14 protein-coding genes, 1 tRNA gene and 1 other RNA gene are annotated in these 14310 nt (G+C 37.7%); 12 read left to right on the forward strand and 4 right to left on the reverse strand.

Annotation, left to right across the window (positions count from 1 at the left end; translation table 11 throughout):
- Nucleotides 1-57 precede the first annotated feature (57 nt).
- From AO843_RS22985 to AO843_RS23010, 6 genes are all read left to right on the forward strand, one after another.
- Nucleotides 58-2469: a heavy metal translocating P-type ATPase gene (locus tag AO843_RS22985; RefSeq protein ID WP_054613379.1), complete on the forward strand. Its 2412-nt coding sequence runs from the start codon at nucleotides 58-60 to the stop codon at nucleotides 2467-2469.
- A 193-nt stretch (nucleotides 2470-2662) separates the two neighbouring features.
- Complete coding sequence (locus AO843_RS22990; RefSeq protein ID WP_054613380.1) at nucleotides 2663-3298, forward strand: deoxynucleoside kinase; 636 nt, start codon at nucleotides 2663-2665, stop codon at nucleotides 3296-3298.
- Nucleotides 3298-3966, forward strand: coding sequence for a deoxynucleoside kinase (locus AO843_RS22995; protein WP_054613381.1), 669 nt, complete (start codon nucleotides 3298-3300; stop codon nucleotides 3964-3966). The genes AO843_RS22990 and AO843_RS22995 overlap by 1 nt, the downstream gene beginning before the upstream one ends.
- 89 nt (nucleotides 3967-4055) lie before the next feature.
- Entirely contained in the window at nucleotides 4056-4583 is a 528-nt protein-coding gene (locus tag AO843_RS23000) for an LOG family protein (protein ID WP_054613382.1), read from the forward strand.
- A gap of 66 nt (nucleotides 4584-4649) precedes the next feature.
- Nucleotides 4650-5558: a methyl-accepting chemotaxis protein gene (locus AO843_RS25505; protein ID WP_054613383.1), complete on the forward strand. Its 909-nt coding sequence runs from the start codon at nucleotides 4650-4652 to the stop codon at nucleotides 5556-5558.
- Between the two features lie 149 nt (nucleotides 5559-5707).
- Entirely contained in the window at nucleotides 5708-6328 is a 621-nt protein-coding gene (locus tag AO843_RS23010; RefSeq protein WP_054613384.1) for an RraA family protein, read from the forward strand.
- A 45-nt stretch (nucleotides 6329-6373) separates the two neighbouring features.
- On the opposite strand, the gene AO843_RS23015 is transcribed toward AO843_RS23010, so the two are convergent.
- The 4 genes from AO843_RS23015 to AO843_RS23030 all read right to left on the reverse strand — a co-directional run bounded on the left by AO843_RS23015 (nucleotide 6374) and on the right by AO843_RS23030 (nucleotide 10097).
- Nucleotides 6374-7648: a cation:dicarboxylate symporter family transporter gene (locus tag AO843_RS23015; RefSeq protein ID WP_054613385.1), complete on the reverse strand. Its 1275-nt coding sequence runs from the start codon at nucleotides 7646-7648 to the stop codon at nucleotides 6374-6376.
- A gap of 90 nt (nucleotides 7649-7738) precedes the next feature.
- Entirely contained in the window at nucleotides 7739-8617 is an 879-nt protein-coding gene (locus AO843_RS23020; protein ID WP_054613386.1) for a response regulator, read from the reverse strand.
- The gene (locus tag AO843_RS23025) at nucleotides 8618-9877 is read right to left on the reverse strand and encodes an ATP-binding protein (RefSeq protein WP_054613387.1); all 1260 of its coding nucleotides are present in this window, start codon (nucleotides 9875-9877) and stop codon (nucleotides 8618-8620) included. It abuts the gene before it with no gap.
- Between the two features lie 127 nt (nucleotides 9878-10004).
- Nucleotides 10005-10097, reverse strand: a tRNA-Ser gene (locus AO843_RS23030).
- A 168-nt stretch (nucleotides 10098-10265) separates the two neighbouring features.
- On the opposite strand from AO843_RS23030, the gene ffs reads away from it, so the two are divergent.
- From ffs to AO843_RS23055, 6 genes are all read left to right on the forward strand, one after another.
- An RNA gene (gene ffs, locus AO843_RS24345) (signal recognition particle sRNA large type) lies at nucleotides 10266-10533 on the forward strand.
- A gap of 141 nt (nucleotides 10534-10674) precedes the next feature.
- The gene (gene dnaX / locus AO843_RS23035; RefSeq protein WP_054613388.1) at nucleotides 10675-12462 is read left to right on the forward strand and encodes a DNA polymerase III subunit gamma/tau; all 1788 of its coding nucleotides are present in this window, start codon (nucleotides 10675-10677) and stop codon (nucleotides 12460-12462) included.
- Between the two features lie 20 nt (nucleotides 12463-12482).
- On the forward strand, nucleotides 12483-12797 hold the full coding sequence (locus AO843_RS23040; protein ID WP_054613389.1) for a YbaB/EbfC family nucleoid-associated protein: 315 nt from the start codon (nucleotides 12483-12485) through the stop codon (nucleotides 12795-12797).
- A gap of 11 nt (nucleotides 12798-12808) precedes the next feature.
- Entirely contained in the window at nucleotides 12809-13405 is a 597-nt protein-coding gene (recR, locus tag AO843_RS23045; RefSeq protein WP_031419468.1) for a recombination mediator RecR, read from the forward strand.
- Between the two features lie 13 nt (nucleotides 13406-13418).
- Nucleotides 13419-13634: a YaaL family protein gene (locus tag AO843_RS23050; protein WP_054613390.1), complete on the forward strand. Its 216-nt coding sequence runs from the start codon at nucleotides 13419-13421 to the stop codon at nucleotides 13632-13634.
- A 72-nt stretch (nucleotides 13635-13706) separates the two neighbouring features.
- Complete coding sequence (locus AO843_RS23055; RefSeq protein ID WP_008179699.1) at nucleotides 13707-13979, forward strand: pro-sigmaK processing inhibitor BofA family protein; 273 nt, start codon at nucleotides 13707-13709, stop codon at nucleotides 13977-13979.
- Nucleotides 13980-14310: the final 331 nt, after the last annotated feature.

Genomic DNA, 14310 nt, shown 5'->3' on the forward strand with positions numbered 1-14310 from the left:
CTCTCTTATTTTCAAAATAATATACCCCCTGTTGGTATAAGGAGAGGTGAAAGGTAAATGAGTTCTGATAGTAAAGAAGCTAATTTGCAAATTACAGGAATGACATGTGCAGCCTGTGCCACTCGAATAGAAAAAGGTTTAAATAAAATGGATGGAGTAGAACAAGCTACGGTTAATTTAGCGCTTGAAAAAACGTCTATTAAATATGATTCAGCAAAGCTAAGCGAAGCAGATTTCGAAAAAAAAATAGAAGCGCTTGGTTATGGTGTAGTAAAACAAAAAACTGAACTTGATATTACGGGAATGACATGTGCGGCCTGTGCTACTCGCATAGAAAAGGGATTAAATAAAATGAGCGGCGTATCATCTGCCAATGTCAACTTAGCTCTTGAAAAAGCGATGATTGAGTTTAATCCATCTGAGGTGAATATCGCAGATATTATTGCAAAGGTTGAGAAGTTAGGTTATGGTGCTCATCAAAAAGCAGATGAGCAGGAAGCAGAGGATCATCGAGAAAAGGCAATCAAACAGCAACAACAAAAGTTTATTTTATCGGCAATTCTATCCTTACCACTGTTATGGACGATGGTCGGACATTTTTCTTTTACATCGTTTTTATATGTGCCAGAATTCCTCATGAATCCATGGATCCAATTGGTATTGGCTACACCCGTACAATTTATTATCGGTAAGCAGTTTTATGTAGGAGCATACAAAGCATTACGAAATGGCAGTGCTAATATGGATGTACTTGTAGTTATGGGGACATCAGCTGCTTATTTTTATAGTGTTTATCAAGCAATCGTGACGATAGGTTCACATCATGGCCCACATCTCTATTTTGAAACGAGTGCTGTTTTAATTACATTAATTTTATTAGGTAAATTATTCGAGGCAAAAGCAAAGGGACGTTCATCAGAAGCTATAAAAAAATTAATGGGACTTCAAGCCAAAACGGCCATTGTTGTACGTGACGGCATAGAGAAGGAAGTTCCTTTAGAAGAAGTTATGATTGGTGATATCATTCTAGTTAAACCTGGCGAGAAAATTCCAGTGGATGGAGAAGTATTAGAAGGAACAACAGCTGTTGATGAATCCGTGTTGACAGGAGAGAGTCTGCCAGTTGATAAAAAGCAAGGCGATCAATTATTTGGATCAACCATTAATAAAAATGGTTTTATTAAAATGACAGCCACAAAGGTTGGCCGTGATACCGCTCTAGCACAAATTATTAAGGTAGTAGAAGATGCACAAGGATCCAAAGCACCGATTCAACGTTTAGCAGACCAGATTTCAGGTGTTTTTGTACCAATTGTTGTTGGCATTGCGATTGTGACATTTTTAGTTTGGATTATTTGGGTACGTCCAGGAGAATTTACGCCTGCTTTAGAGGTTTTAATTGCAGTCCTTGTGATTGCTTGTCCATGTGCTCTTGGTTTAGCAACACCAACATCCATAATGGCGGGTTCGGGCCGCGCCGCTGAATTTGGTATTTTATTTAAAGGTGGCGAGCATTTAGAACAAACACAAAGTATTGATACGGTGGTTGTAGATAAAACAGGGACAGTGACACATGGTAAACCAGTACTTACAGATGTTCTTTTAGCCCCAGGCCAAGAGGAAGCACGCTTTTTATCATTAATTGGTGCAGCTGAGAAACAGTCTGAACACCCGCTTGCAGAGGCCATTGTTCATGGCATCGAAGAACGTGGTATAGCTTTAGGTGAGGTTCAATTTTTTGAGGCTATTCCTGGTTACGGTGTGCAGGCAACTGTCTCAGGTCAGGGCGTTGTCATTGGTACACGAAAATTAATGCAACAGTACGATATCCAGATGGATGCTATTTTACCAACAATGGAGCAATTAGAGCGAAACGGTAAAACAGCGATGTTAGCTGCAATAAATGGGCAATATGCAGGTTTAGTAGCTGTCGCTGATACAGTAAAAGATACGTCTAAAGAAGCCATTCGCCGTTTACAGGATATGGGCATTACGGTCATCATGATGACGGGAGATAATGAACGTACAGCCCAAGCGATTGGAACCGAGGTAGGCGTGAATCATGTCATTGCTGAAGTCTTACCAGAAGGCAAAGCAGATGAGGTGAAAAAGCTACAAGCTCAAGGGAAAAAAGTAGCGATGGTGGGCGACGGCATTAATGATGCACCAGCGCTTGCCACTGCTAATATTGGTATGGCAATAGGTACAGGAACAGATGTTGCGATGGAAGCGGCAGACATTACCCTTATCCGAGGGGATTTAAATAGTATTGCAGATGCTATTATTATGAGTCGAAAAACAATGCGTAATATTAAACAAAATCTATTTTGGGCATTTGCGTACAATACATTAGGCATTCCTATTGCTGCAATTGGTCTCCTTGCACCGTGGGTGGCGGGTGCAGCAATGGCGTTCAGTTCAGTATCGGTTGTATTAAATGCACTACGTTTACAGCGAGTGAAATTATAATTGTGAAAAGGCATTGGGAAGCATATTCTCAATGCCTTTTTTCAATTCCTAAGGGAAAAAATCTTGCACATAATTTACTAGAACAATAGGTTGATTCTGTTTTTCATTTTCCCACTATGATACAATGAAAGGTACTGATTCATTTATGTAGGACACAATGATAGAATCCATAGAACAAAAGGAGGAGCTTCTGGTGACGGTTCCATTTGTTACGGTAGAAGGTCCGATTGGTGTTGGTAAAACCTCTTTATCGAAAGAGATAGCGGCGACATTTAATTACCATCTATTAAAAGAAATTGTAGACGAAAACCCTTTTTTAAATAAGTTTTATGAAAATATTGAGGAGTGGAGTTTCCAAACGGAAATGTTCTTCCTCTGTAATCGCTATAAGCAATTAACGGATATTAAAAAATTTCGACTAGCACATGCCAAGCCTGTTGTAGCAGACTATCATATTTTTAAAAATTTAATATTTGCGAAGCGTACACTGGCATCTACTGAATACGATAAGTATGAGGAAATATATAAAATATTAACAAAAGATATGCCTGTTCCAAATGTAGTTGTTTATTTACAGGCTAGCGTTGAAACATTGATGAAACGCATTGCCATGCGTGGACGAGAATTTGAAAAAATGATATCACGAGATTATATGGAGCAGCTCGTAACCGATTATCATTCTTTTATCGAACATTTTGAGAATATGCATCCTGAAATACCAGTTATACGATTTAATGGAGATCAGCTTGATTTTGTTAAAAATCCAGAAGATTTAAATTATGTTTTAAAAATAATTAAGGATACGTTACAACAAAGGAGTTTGCAATAATGAATTTAAGAGAGAAATACGATATTCCTCCACAAACAGTCATCACCATTGCGGGTACTGTAGGCGTAGGAAAGTCTACGATGACAAAAGCTTTAGCAGAAGCACTAAATTTTCGTACATCATTCGAAAAAGTAGATACAAATCCATATCTTGATAAATTTTATGAGGACTTTGAAAAATGGAGCTTCCATTTACAAGTCTACTTTTTAGCAGAGCGTTTTAAAGAACAGAAACGTATTTTTGAGTATGGTGGAGGATTCATACAAGACCGTTCCATTTATGAAGATACTGGGATTTTCGCTAAAATGCATTATGATAAAGGGACAATGAGCCCGACAGATTATGAAACATACACAAATTTGTTTGAAGCTATGGTGATGACACCATATTTCCCACATCCTGATTTACTTGTTTATCTTGAGGGACCGATTGATGCTGTTATTGGGCGTATTCAAGAACGTGGGCGTGCAATGGAGCAACAAACACCAAATGATTATTGGATAGAAATGCATGAACGTTACGAAAACTGGATTAATAATTTTAATTCCTGCCCTGTACTCCGTTTAGATATTAATGATTATGATTTATTAAAAAATCCGGACGCAATTGAATCAATTGTGAGCCGCATCAGTCATATGCTAAAACAAACAAGCCATTTAAGAAAATAGAAATGATATAAACGACCAAAAAACGTGGAACAATACATAGCCGATTGTTTCACGTTTTTTGAATAGGAGGGGTTACTATAAGAATTGCAGTGTATTGCGGGTCTGGTGTAGGTAAAAGTCCAGTTTATGGGGAGAAGGCTACTGAACTAGGTACAGCATTAGCTAAATCCGGACATGGTGTTGTCTATGGTGGTTCAAAAACAGGATTAATGGGAAAAGTAGCGGATGCTGTTTTAGCGGCAGGTGGGGAGGTCATCGGTGTCATGCCAACCCATCTACAGAAGAGAGAATTGGCCCATGCTTCATTAACAGAGATTCATTTTGTAGAGTCCATGCATATACGTAAAGCTAAGATGGCCGAGCTGGCTGATGCATTTATTGCTCTCCCTGGAGGTGCAGGAACTTTAGATGAATATTTCGAAGTATTTACTTGGGCACAAATTGGCCTTCATGAAAAACCGGTCATCTTATATAATGTAGATGGTTTCTATGATGCACTCTTACAGCATTTTAAAGTAATGTTAGAAGAAGGATTTATACGCGCTGAACAAAAAAAGCTCTTCCGCATAGCAACTACATCGGAAGAGATATTACGTTTATTAAAAAAACATGGGTGAACATTACCCATGTTTTTTATAATATAAAATAAACGGAAAAAAATAGAAATGGATGAGGTGTGGATCATGCAAGGTGTAGATACTCAAGTGACCGATGAATTAGTAGTACAAGCTATTGAACGTAATATAGCCATTATTCGCTTTGATATGGATCGTAGGGTAGCTTTTGCAAATGAGCTTTTTGCCCAAACATTAGGCTATACAGTACAAGAGATGATAGGAAAGAATCATAAAGAGTTTTGTTTACCAGATTTCGTTAATAGTCCAGCATACGAAAAATTTTGGCGCTATTTATCAGCAGGGAATAGTTATCAGGACAAAATAGAGAGAATCGACGCGAATGGCCAAAGGATTTGGCTTGAGGCTACGTATATGCCCGTTTTCGCCAATAATACGAGAAAAGTAATTGGTGTTTCAAAGATTGCTACAAATATTACTGAACGACAAACTGAAATAACAAATGTAGCCGATCAATTGAAGAAAATGTCTAATGAGCTCCATCAACGTTCAGAGGCTGGTATTCAAAATAGTCAAGGTTTACTGGACACAATAAAAGAGGTTTCACAGGAATCTAAAGAAAACGTTAGTAATCTTGCACAGCTACAGAAACAAGCTGATTCGATTAAAGGTATTGTGAAAACCATTCAAGAGATTGCTTCACAGACAAATTTATTGGCTTTAAATGCAGCTATTGAAGCAGCAAGAGCTGGGGAATATGGTCGAGGCTTTGATGTCGTGGCAAAAGAGGTACGGAAGCTTTCTGTCAGGGTAGAACAGTCCATTTCGGAAGTAAAGGATAATATAGAGGGTATAGAGCGAGAAATTAGTCAAGTGACAGATAGTATTACAAAAATAGCTGAAAGAGTAGAAAAGACAAATGACCAAATTACTATCACGACTAAAGATTTTAATGAAATTGCATCTGCCGCTGAAGCATTAGACGAGCAGTCTAAGCAATTTATTGAAATTATTTAATGATAAATTTTACACCATTTACAAGTTAGAAGGTGTGATTGATCAAATGCTTTATTTTCAATATCTTCAGAGATATATTGAAATAGTATAGGTGTTTTAATTACAATATCTGTGTAAGGCGTTCATTAATCATAATAGGGGTGTTATGGATGACAAAAGTGGAAGTAAGTTTTCAGCATCTACCTACGACAGCTATTTCAGATGCGACAGGTGGACATACCAATTTGTATAGTGCTATTAAACCGCTAGCTGATCATTTTAAAATTGCTGGGCGGGCGGTAACAGTACGTTTACCAGATGGTGAAAATGGTGCAGTATTGGAAGCTATTCGAGCAGCCAATGAAGGGAATATTTTAGTTATTGATGCAAAAGGAAATACCAATCGAGCAGTAGCTGGGGATTTTGTGGTTTCCTTAGCTAAGGGTATTGGTGTACAAGGTTTTGTTGTAGACGGCGTGATCCGCGATATTGCTGCTATTCGTCAATTGGATTTCCCTGTATTCGCTTTAGGTACAACTGTAGCTGCAGGCAATAAAAATGGTGGTGGCGAAGTGAATGTGCCGATCGCTGTTGGAGGAGTAACAGTTCATCCTGGCGATTATATTATTGGAGATGTGGATGGGGTCATTGTTGTACCACAGCAAGATGCCGAAAAAGTGATTGAAGCTGCTGAGGCAAAGGTTGAAAAAGATGACAAACGTGCACAAGAAGCACATTCAAATGGCAGGGCATCCATTATTGCTTATTTAGATAAAGTGCTTGGAAAATAAAAAAACCCTCACGATGCCATCCAACATCGTGAGAGTTTTTTAAAATTACGCTAAATTTTGATCTTCTTTAAAGTAATTTTTCATTTTTTCGCGATCGAAACGGCCTTCCCATTTTGCCATTACTAATGACGCTAATGAGTTACCAATTACGTTAACAACTGTACGTCCCATATCAAGAATACGGTCAATACCAGCGATAAATGCTAGACCTTCAAGTGGAATACCGACAGTACCTAAAGTTGCTAGAAGTACAACGAAGGATACTCCTGGAACACCTGCAATCCCTTTAGATGTAACCATTAATACAAGCATTAACGTAATTTGTTCACCAATGCTTAGGTGAATACCGTACATTTGCGCAATAAATAATGCAGCAATAGCTTGGTATAGCGTTGATCCATCTAAGTTAAAGGAGTAACCGGTTGGTATTACAAAGGATACAATATCCTTTGGAGCCCCTAATTTCTCCATTTTCATCATAATACGTGGTAAAACAGCTTCAGAACTTGCTGTTGAGAATGCTAAAATTAGCTCATCTTTTAACACTTTAATTAAGTAGAATATGCTGATTCCTGCAAATCTTGCCACAAGCCCCAGAACAACAAAGATAAAGAATAACATTGTTGCATAAACAAGAATAGCTAATTTAGCAAGTGGTACTAGTGAAGAAAATCCATATTTGGAAACGGTTACACCGATTAAACCAAATACCCCAATTGGAGCGAATTTCATTACGAGGTTAGTTACCCAGAACATAGCATCTGCTACCCCTTGGAAGAAGTCTAAGACTGGTTTTCCTCGTTCACCAACTGCTGCAACCCCTAAACCAAAAATAACTGAGAAGAAGATAATCGCAAGCATATTTCCTTCAGCCATAGACTGAATAATATTTGTTGGGACAATGCCTACAATAATATCGAATGGTCCCTCATGCTGTACTTCCTCAGTTGTTGTTACATATTTCGAAATATCCCCTTGAGATAGTTCGTTCATGTTTACTCCTGCACCAGGTTGGAAAATATTTGCGGAAAGTAATCCTACTACGATAGCTACTGTCGTAATAATCTCAAAATAAATAATGGATTTCCCGCCTAATCGTCCAAGCTGCTTCATGTCTCCAGTACCAGCAACACCAACGATTAATGTCGAAATAATAATCGGTACAACAATCATCTTAATAAGATGTAAAAAGATATCCCCTAATGGTTGTAAATATGTCTCAATCTTGGGGTTTCCGTAAAAGATACCACCAACAATGATCCCTAAAATCAAACCGATTAAAATTTGAGCGGCTAGACTGATTTTAAATTTCTTCTTCAAACCCTTTGTACCCCCTAATATTAAATTTTTAGGACACGCCTTACTTTAATAATACGGAGGACTTATGGAATCCGACAGAATCCGAGAAAATTAATTTATTTTTGTTAAAATGTCTGAATATAACACTTGAATAAACTTCTTAATATTTACTTTTGCTTTACGATTGTCGTGGTCTTCAATCTGTGTCATGAGCTGACGAATTTCTTTAAAATCGAAGTAGCGAGGGGCATAGTATTCAAACTCAGAGTTCGTATAATCGACAACACCTAAGTTAGCGAGATTAATCATGGCAGCTAATATTGTTCTGCGTACGCGTTGTTCTATGGCTTTACTTTCTTTTAAAATTTCATCAGGTGTAGCCTTTGTTACAGCGGCGATTTCCTCATAAAGCTCTTTTAATGGAGGTAGTGGTGCAATCTTATGCTGATGAGCAAGTAAAGTTTCGATAATAGCTATAATATCCTCGCTACCAATTTCACCGACAATACCCATATCATTTAATATGGATTGAATATGGTCTCGTGATGTTGCTTTATTTGCCTTTTGTTCACTTAATTCAATATTTGTAAGTGACTGACGTATAACTAACAGTGAGTTTTTTAGACGAAATTGTTCAGTAGTTTTTTTCAAAACATTTTCTACCTCAATGCGGTTAATTGGTTTATGAATGAAGAAATCTATTCCTTGTTCATAAGCCTCACCGACCATTTCCTTATTCACAACCTGAGAAATCATTATAAATTGCCCCTCAAAACGATTTTGAATAAGATGTTCGACTGTTGCTATACCATCAAGTTTTGGCATCAGTAAATCAATTAGCACAAACTCCGGTTGGGTCATTAAAATTTGCGGTATGGCATCTTCACCATTACGAGCTTCGCCAATAACCGTTCCTAACCCGCTATCTTCAATAATTTGTTTTAACATAACACGACTTGCACGATCATCGTCTACAATAAAATACCTCATTTAAGTCTCTCCCGTTTGAATAGTTTGCGTAGGAATTGTAATTTTAAACGTTGTGGTTTGATTGTTTGATTCAACGGTTATGGAGCCTTTTAATTTTTCTATTAGTTCAGCAACATGTGAAAGCCCAATGCCAGTTGCTGCTACACCATCAACATTATATTTTGTGGTGTATCCAGGTTCAAAGATAATAGATAAATCTTGCTGGGAAATTCCCTTCCCATTATCACATACTGTTATTACAGTATTATCTTCTTGGCGTTGAATAGCAATTGAAATGGTACCTTGTCCTTCGATAGCTTCGACTGCATTAGCAGATAAATTATTTAAAAGAGCAAGCAATGCAATATGTTCCTTTGTTTGAAAATCGAAGTCAATACTTGTTTTAAACTGTATACTCTTACCAAGCAATTCCGCATATTTACTATTGCCATCCTCAATATAATGCAATAATTCAGATAATACAAAAGGGCCAAAGCTCCTCTCGCCAACAATCTTTGAAATGCCCGCATATATGCGTTGCGAATCTTTTTTTACTTCATGGATTTCCTGGGCAATATGTAGAGCTTGCAAGCTTTCCGCTCGATAACCTTGAGCCTTTAATTGCCGGTATAATTCAAACCCGCTAGCTGTTATGGTTTCAATATGGTTCATGGATTTTTTTAAATACAGGGTCTCTACGTAGAGGTCAGATCCAATATTAAGCATCTCTTGTACACGTTTTTTTTGTTCTGCTATCAATATAGAGCTATAAATACCAACTACAAAAAAACTTCGTAATAAGGCAACCGCAAATAGGATCAGGAGGTCATGAAGAAATAAAAATGTATAAGTTTGTACAAAAAAGCGGAAAATTTGTTCTGCTAAATTACTAATGACTTCACTAAAGGCAACCAGTAAACCAAGCTTTAATGGTTTTTCTCTATAGGCCTGAACATCTAAAATTTGTAGGCATATAGCAAACAATACATAAAATAATCCTGCTGGTAAATGGTTATATATGCTCTCTAATATGGGTACACCGTGTAAAGACGAATTAAAAACACGAAAAACGATTGTTACTAAACTTGTAGCGAAACCTGCAAAAATAATGGGTGTGGGTTTAATTAACGTGCATAGAAAAAAGATAATGGTTCCTAAACCAAAACGAAAAGTTGTATTGGCAAAAGGCATAATCTTAATTTCACTACCGATTGCGGTCAAGACAGCGATCAAAATCACCCAAGTAAGAGAAGTGCGAGCTATATTCTTTTTCGATGGCAATTTGACAACCTCCCATAACTGATATAATAAAAAATACCACAACCGAGTCGGAAGTGGTATCTAACAAGTAATACATATAATTTTTGGCAAAAAAAAACGGCTACATTCGTAGTCGGAAATTAAAAACTGGAGGAGGTAGAGGGATTCGAACCCCCGCGCGGTGTTACCCGCCTGTCGGTTTTCAAGACCGATCCCTTCAGCCAGACTTGGGTATACCTCCATGTTATGTTGCTTTGTTGTCTTATCGACAAAAATAAATTTATCATAACTTAAATTCTAAGTCAATAAATTTATAGAAAAAAATTGAGATATATATATAATGCACCGAAAATAAATAATTTGTGCATTAAGTTGCAATTTATTCAAACAATCATTATACTAAATATTGCCGTGCTAGGTGGGAAGGTAGCGGTGTCCTGTAACTCGCAATCCGCTCTAGCGAGACTGAATTCCTTTTTCGAGGCTGTCCGTATTGTTTGGTCTGCCTTCTGCACGTAGTGTTGACGATTGGGTCCTGCGCAATGGATACCCATGAACCATGTCAGGTCCGGAAGGAAGCAGCATTAAGTGGTCTTATCCATGTGCCGCGGGGTTGCCTAATCCGAGCTAACGACAGGAGTAACGCTTATGTGCGGCTGTCAAGGAAAGGTGCACGGCATTAAATTGCCAATTCAAAGCATCCGTCTACTATTAGGCGGGTGCTTTTTTATTTTTACTTAATAACTTCATTTTATATATAAGACAGCAAATGTTATAATAAGACTATTCTATTTAATGAGAAGGAGAGAGAGAAAAAAGTGACGTATCAAGCATTTTATCGTGTGTATCGACCGCAATCTTTTCGAGAAATGTCTGGTCAAGCGCATGTCAAAAGAACGCTACAAAATGCTCTCCTAGCGAATAAGACGACACACGCTTACCTCTTTTCTGGGCCACGTGGTACAGGGAAAACAAGTACAGCTAAGATTTTTGCAAAAGCCTTAAATTGTGAACATGCGCCTTCCAAAGAGCCCTGTAACGAATGTGCTACATGTATAAGTATTACGGACGGTTCTCATCCTGATGTCATTGAATTTGATGCTGCTTCAAATTCACGTGTTGAAGAGATTAGAGATATTATAGAAAAAGTCCGTTTTGCTCCTGCAAGCAGTAGATACAAAGTGTACATTATTGATGAAGTGCATATGCTTTCTACAAGTGCTTTTAACGCTCTTTTAAAAACATTGGAAGAGCCGCCTCCTCATGCTGTATTTATTTTAGCAACGACCGAGCCTCATAAATTGCCTGCAACGATTATTTCTCGTTGTCAACGCTTTGATTTTAAACGACTTTCTACCAATGATATTATTGAACGTATGAAAGTTGTCTTAGAAGATATTGAGTTACCATATGAAGAACAAGGCTTAAAGGTCATAGCGCAGTCTGCCGCAGGGGGAATGCGTGATGCTTTAAGTTTATTGGACCAGGTTGTATCTTTCAGTGGAGAGAAGTTAAAGCTTGAGGATACTTTGTTAGTTACAGGTTCAATAAGTCAGGATGTTTTTTATGATTTAGCTGAGGCACTCAAAGTGAAAGATGTTGCACAAATGCTTGCACTCTTAGAACAACTTATTGCTGACGGCAAAGATCCCCTCCGTCTTTCGGAGGATTTAATTACATTTTTCCGTGATTTATTATTACTTCAAACAAGTGATGATTTAGCTGAATTATTAGAGCTTGTGTCTCCTGAGGAACGTGTATTAACATTGGCGCATGAATTTGCACCGAATATGCTTTATGGCTATATTGATATACTTGCCAAAACTCAACAAGAGATGCGCTTCTCCCATCATACGAAAATTTATTTAGAAACGGCATTACTTAAAATGGTACAGTTTTCGGGAGGGATTGCTAATCAAACGGTGTCTACTACAAGTGAAACCGCAATCAGCCCAGAGCTTACTCAAAAAATTGTAGCGCTTGAGCAGATGGTTCAACAATTATCCCTACAATTACAAACAGGGACCCCAGTGCAAGCTTCTCAAACACCAAAAGAGCAACGACCGCGTGCTAAAGGTCCAAACGGCTATAAGGCTCCAACAGGCCGTATTCAAGAGGTGCTAAAAGATGCAACAAAGCAAGATGTCCAACGTATTAAATCGATTTGGGCACAAGCATTAAATCAAATGCAAAAATCTCAATCTGCGCTTTTAGCAGAAGCCGAACCAGTTGCGGCATCTTCAAGTGCTTTTGTGTTAAAATTCAAGTATGATATTCATTGTCAGATGGTTGCTGATAATCAGTCTTTAAAGGCTCACTTTACCCAATTAATTGCCGGACAAACTGGTACAGTGTACGAGATGCTCTGCATACCAGAAGAATCTTGGCTGAAAATGCGTGAAGAATTTATTCGTGATCATGGTATGCAACACAAGAAAACATCAACTACATCAGAGCCTGGTGAGGAGTTATTAGAACCACCACCGGCAGAAATGTCGGATGAGCCGTTTATCGATGATGCTCAGCCGCTTGCTTCACAGGATCCACTTGTGACGGAGGCAGAAAAGCTCTTTGGTAAAGATTTTGTTGAAATTATGGAAGATTAAATTTTAGGAGGAAAACATTTATGCGTGGAATGGGAAATATGCAAGGTATGATGAAGAAAATGCAAAAAATGCAAAAAGAAATGATGGAGGCCCAAGAGGCACTAAATGCAGAGCAATTTGAAGGTGTTGCAGGTGGCGGCATGGTAAAAGTAACTGTTTCTGGTCAACGTGAAGTCGTGTCAGTAAATCTTGATGAATCTGTGGTAGATCCTGACGATATTGAAATGTTACAAGACTTAATCGTTATCGCTACGAATGAAGCGTTGAAAAAAGTAGAAGAAAAAACGAACTCAACTATGGGTAAATTCACTCAAGGCTTAAACCTTCCATTCTAGGAGGCATTCATATGTACTACCCAGAACCAATATCAAAACTGATCGATAGTTTTATGAAATTGCCAGGTATCGGGCCAAAAACTGCGGCTCGTCTGGCGTTTTTTGTGTTATCAATGAAGGAAGAAGATGTCTTATCTTTTTCTAAAGCGTTAATTGATGCTAAACGAAATTTAAGCTACTGTTCCGTTTGTGGCAATATTACGGATGTAGATCCATGTCACATTTGTACAGATAAACAGCGAGATCATTCTATTATTTGTGTTGTCCAAGATACAAAAGATGTTATCGCCATGGAAAAAATGCGTGACTATAATGGTATGTACCATGTACTTCAGGGCGCGATATCACCGATGGATGGCATCGGTCCAGAGGATATCAATGTCGCTTCTTTGTTAGTCCGATTGCACGATGAAAGTGTCCAAGAGCTTATTCTAGCTACGAATTCAACGATAGAAGGTGAGGCAACAGCTATGTACATATCTCGCCTTGTCAAACCATCAGGTATTCGTACGACCCGTATTGCGCATGGATTGCCAGTAGGTGGAGATTTAGAATATGCAGATGAGGTAACGCTATCTAAGGCAATGGAAGGTCGACGAGAGTTGTGAGTGAGGGATTAATATGTTCTTCCGTAGTAAAAAAAAGATAAAAAAAGAATTCGATGATAGGCTTGTAAATCTTATGAAAGAAACAAAAGAGGATTTACAACAAGCAAAGATAATAGAAGAATTGATGGATGACTATGATCTAGGGGCGATAGCTCAACGAAAAGCAGCGGAAAGCATTCACTTTTATTTATTTAAGGAAGCTAGAATTCGCAGAGTGTTAATGAAATAGTTCTATTGGATATTCATAGAAGCAAAACAGGAATCATAAACTTTCATAATTATTTTTTGAGGGGGTAACCATATGTCTTGGTTAGTAATTATGAGTATTTGTGTTCCTGTAGGGCTTCTTTTTCTTTATGTCATAATAAGACATGCTAAGCTTGGTAAAATCTTAGAAGGATTATCTGTTTTTTGGTTTAGGTTTGCATTTGCTTTCCTATTATTGTTTATGATTCATTTAGGCATTGGTTATATAGGATATAATGTGCCTATCAATCTATTCTCTGTTTTAACAATTGCGGTTTTAGGTATTCCGGGTGTTCTAGGAATAACGGCTTTAATATTTATTTTATAAAAAGCTTGCAATATAATAAAAATATGGTATACTTATAAAAGTCGCTAATATAACTGATTGAAACGAAAAAAATGAATTAAAAATTCATGTTGACACATTATATACGACGTGATATTATATAAGAGTTGCTGTTGTGAAACGGCGGCGAATAAATGAACCTTGAAAACTGAACAAGCAAAACGTAATCAATAAAGTTTTTAGTAGCTAGCCTCGCTAGTGAACGAAACAAAACTTTGGACATCAAAATTGATGCCAGCAAAACAATTTGAGCTAATCAAATTTCTTTTATGGAGAGTTTGATCCTGGCTCAGGACGAACGCTGGCGGCGTGC

Source organism: Lysinibacillus sp. ZYM-1 (assembly GCF_001308875.1).
Classification (GTDB): Bacteria; Bacillota; Bacilli; order Bacillales_A; family Planococcaceae; genus Lysinibacillus.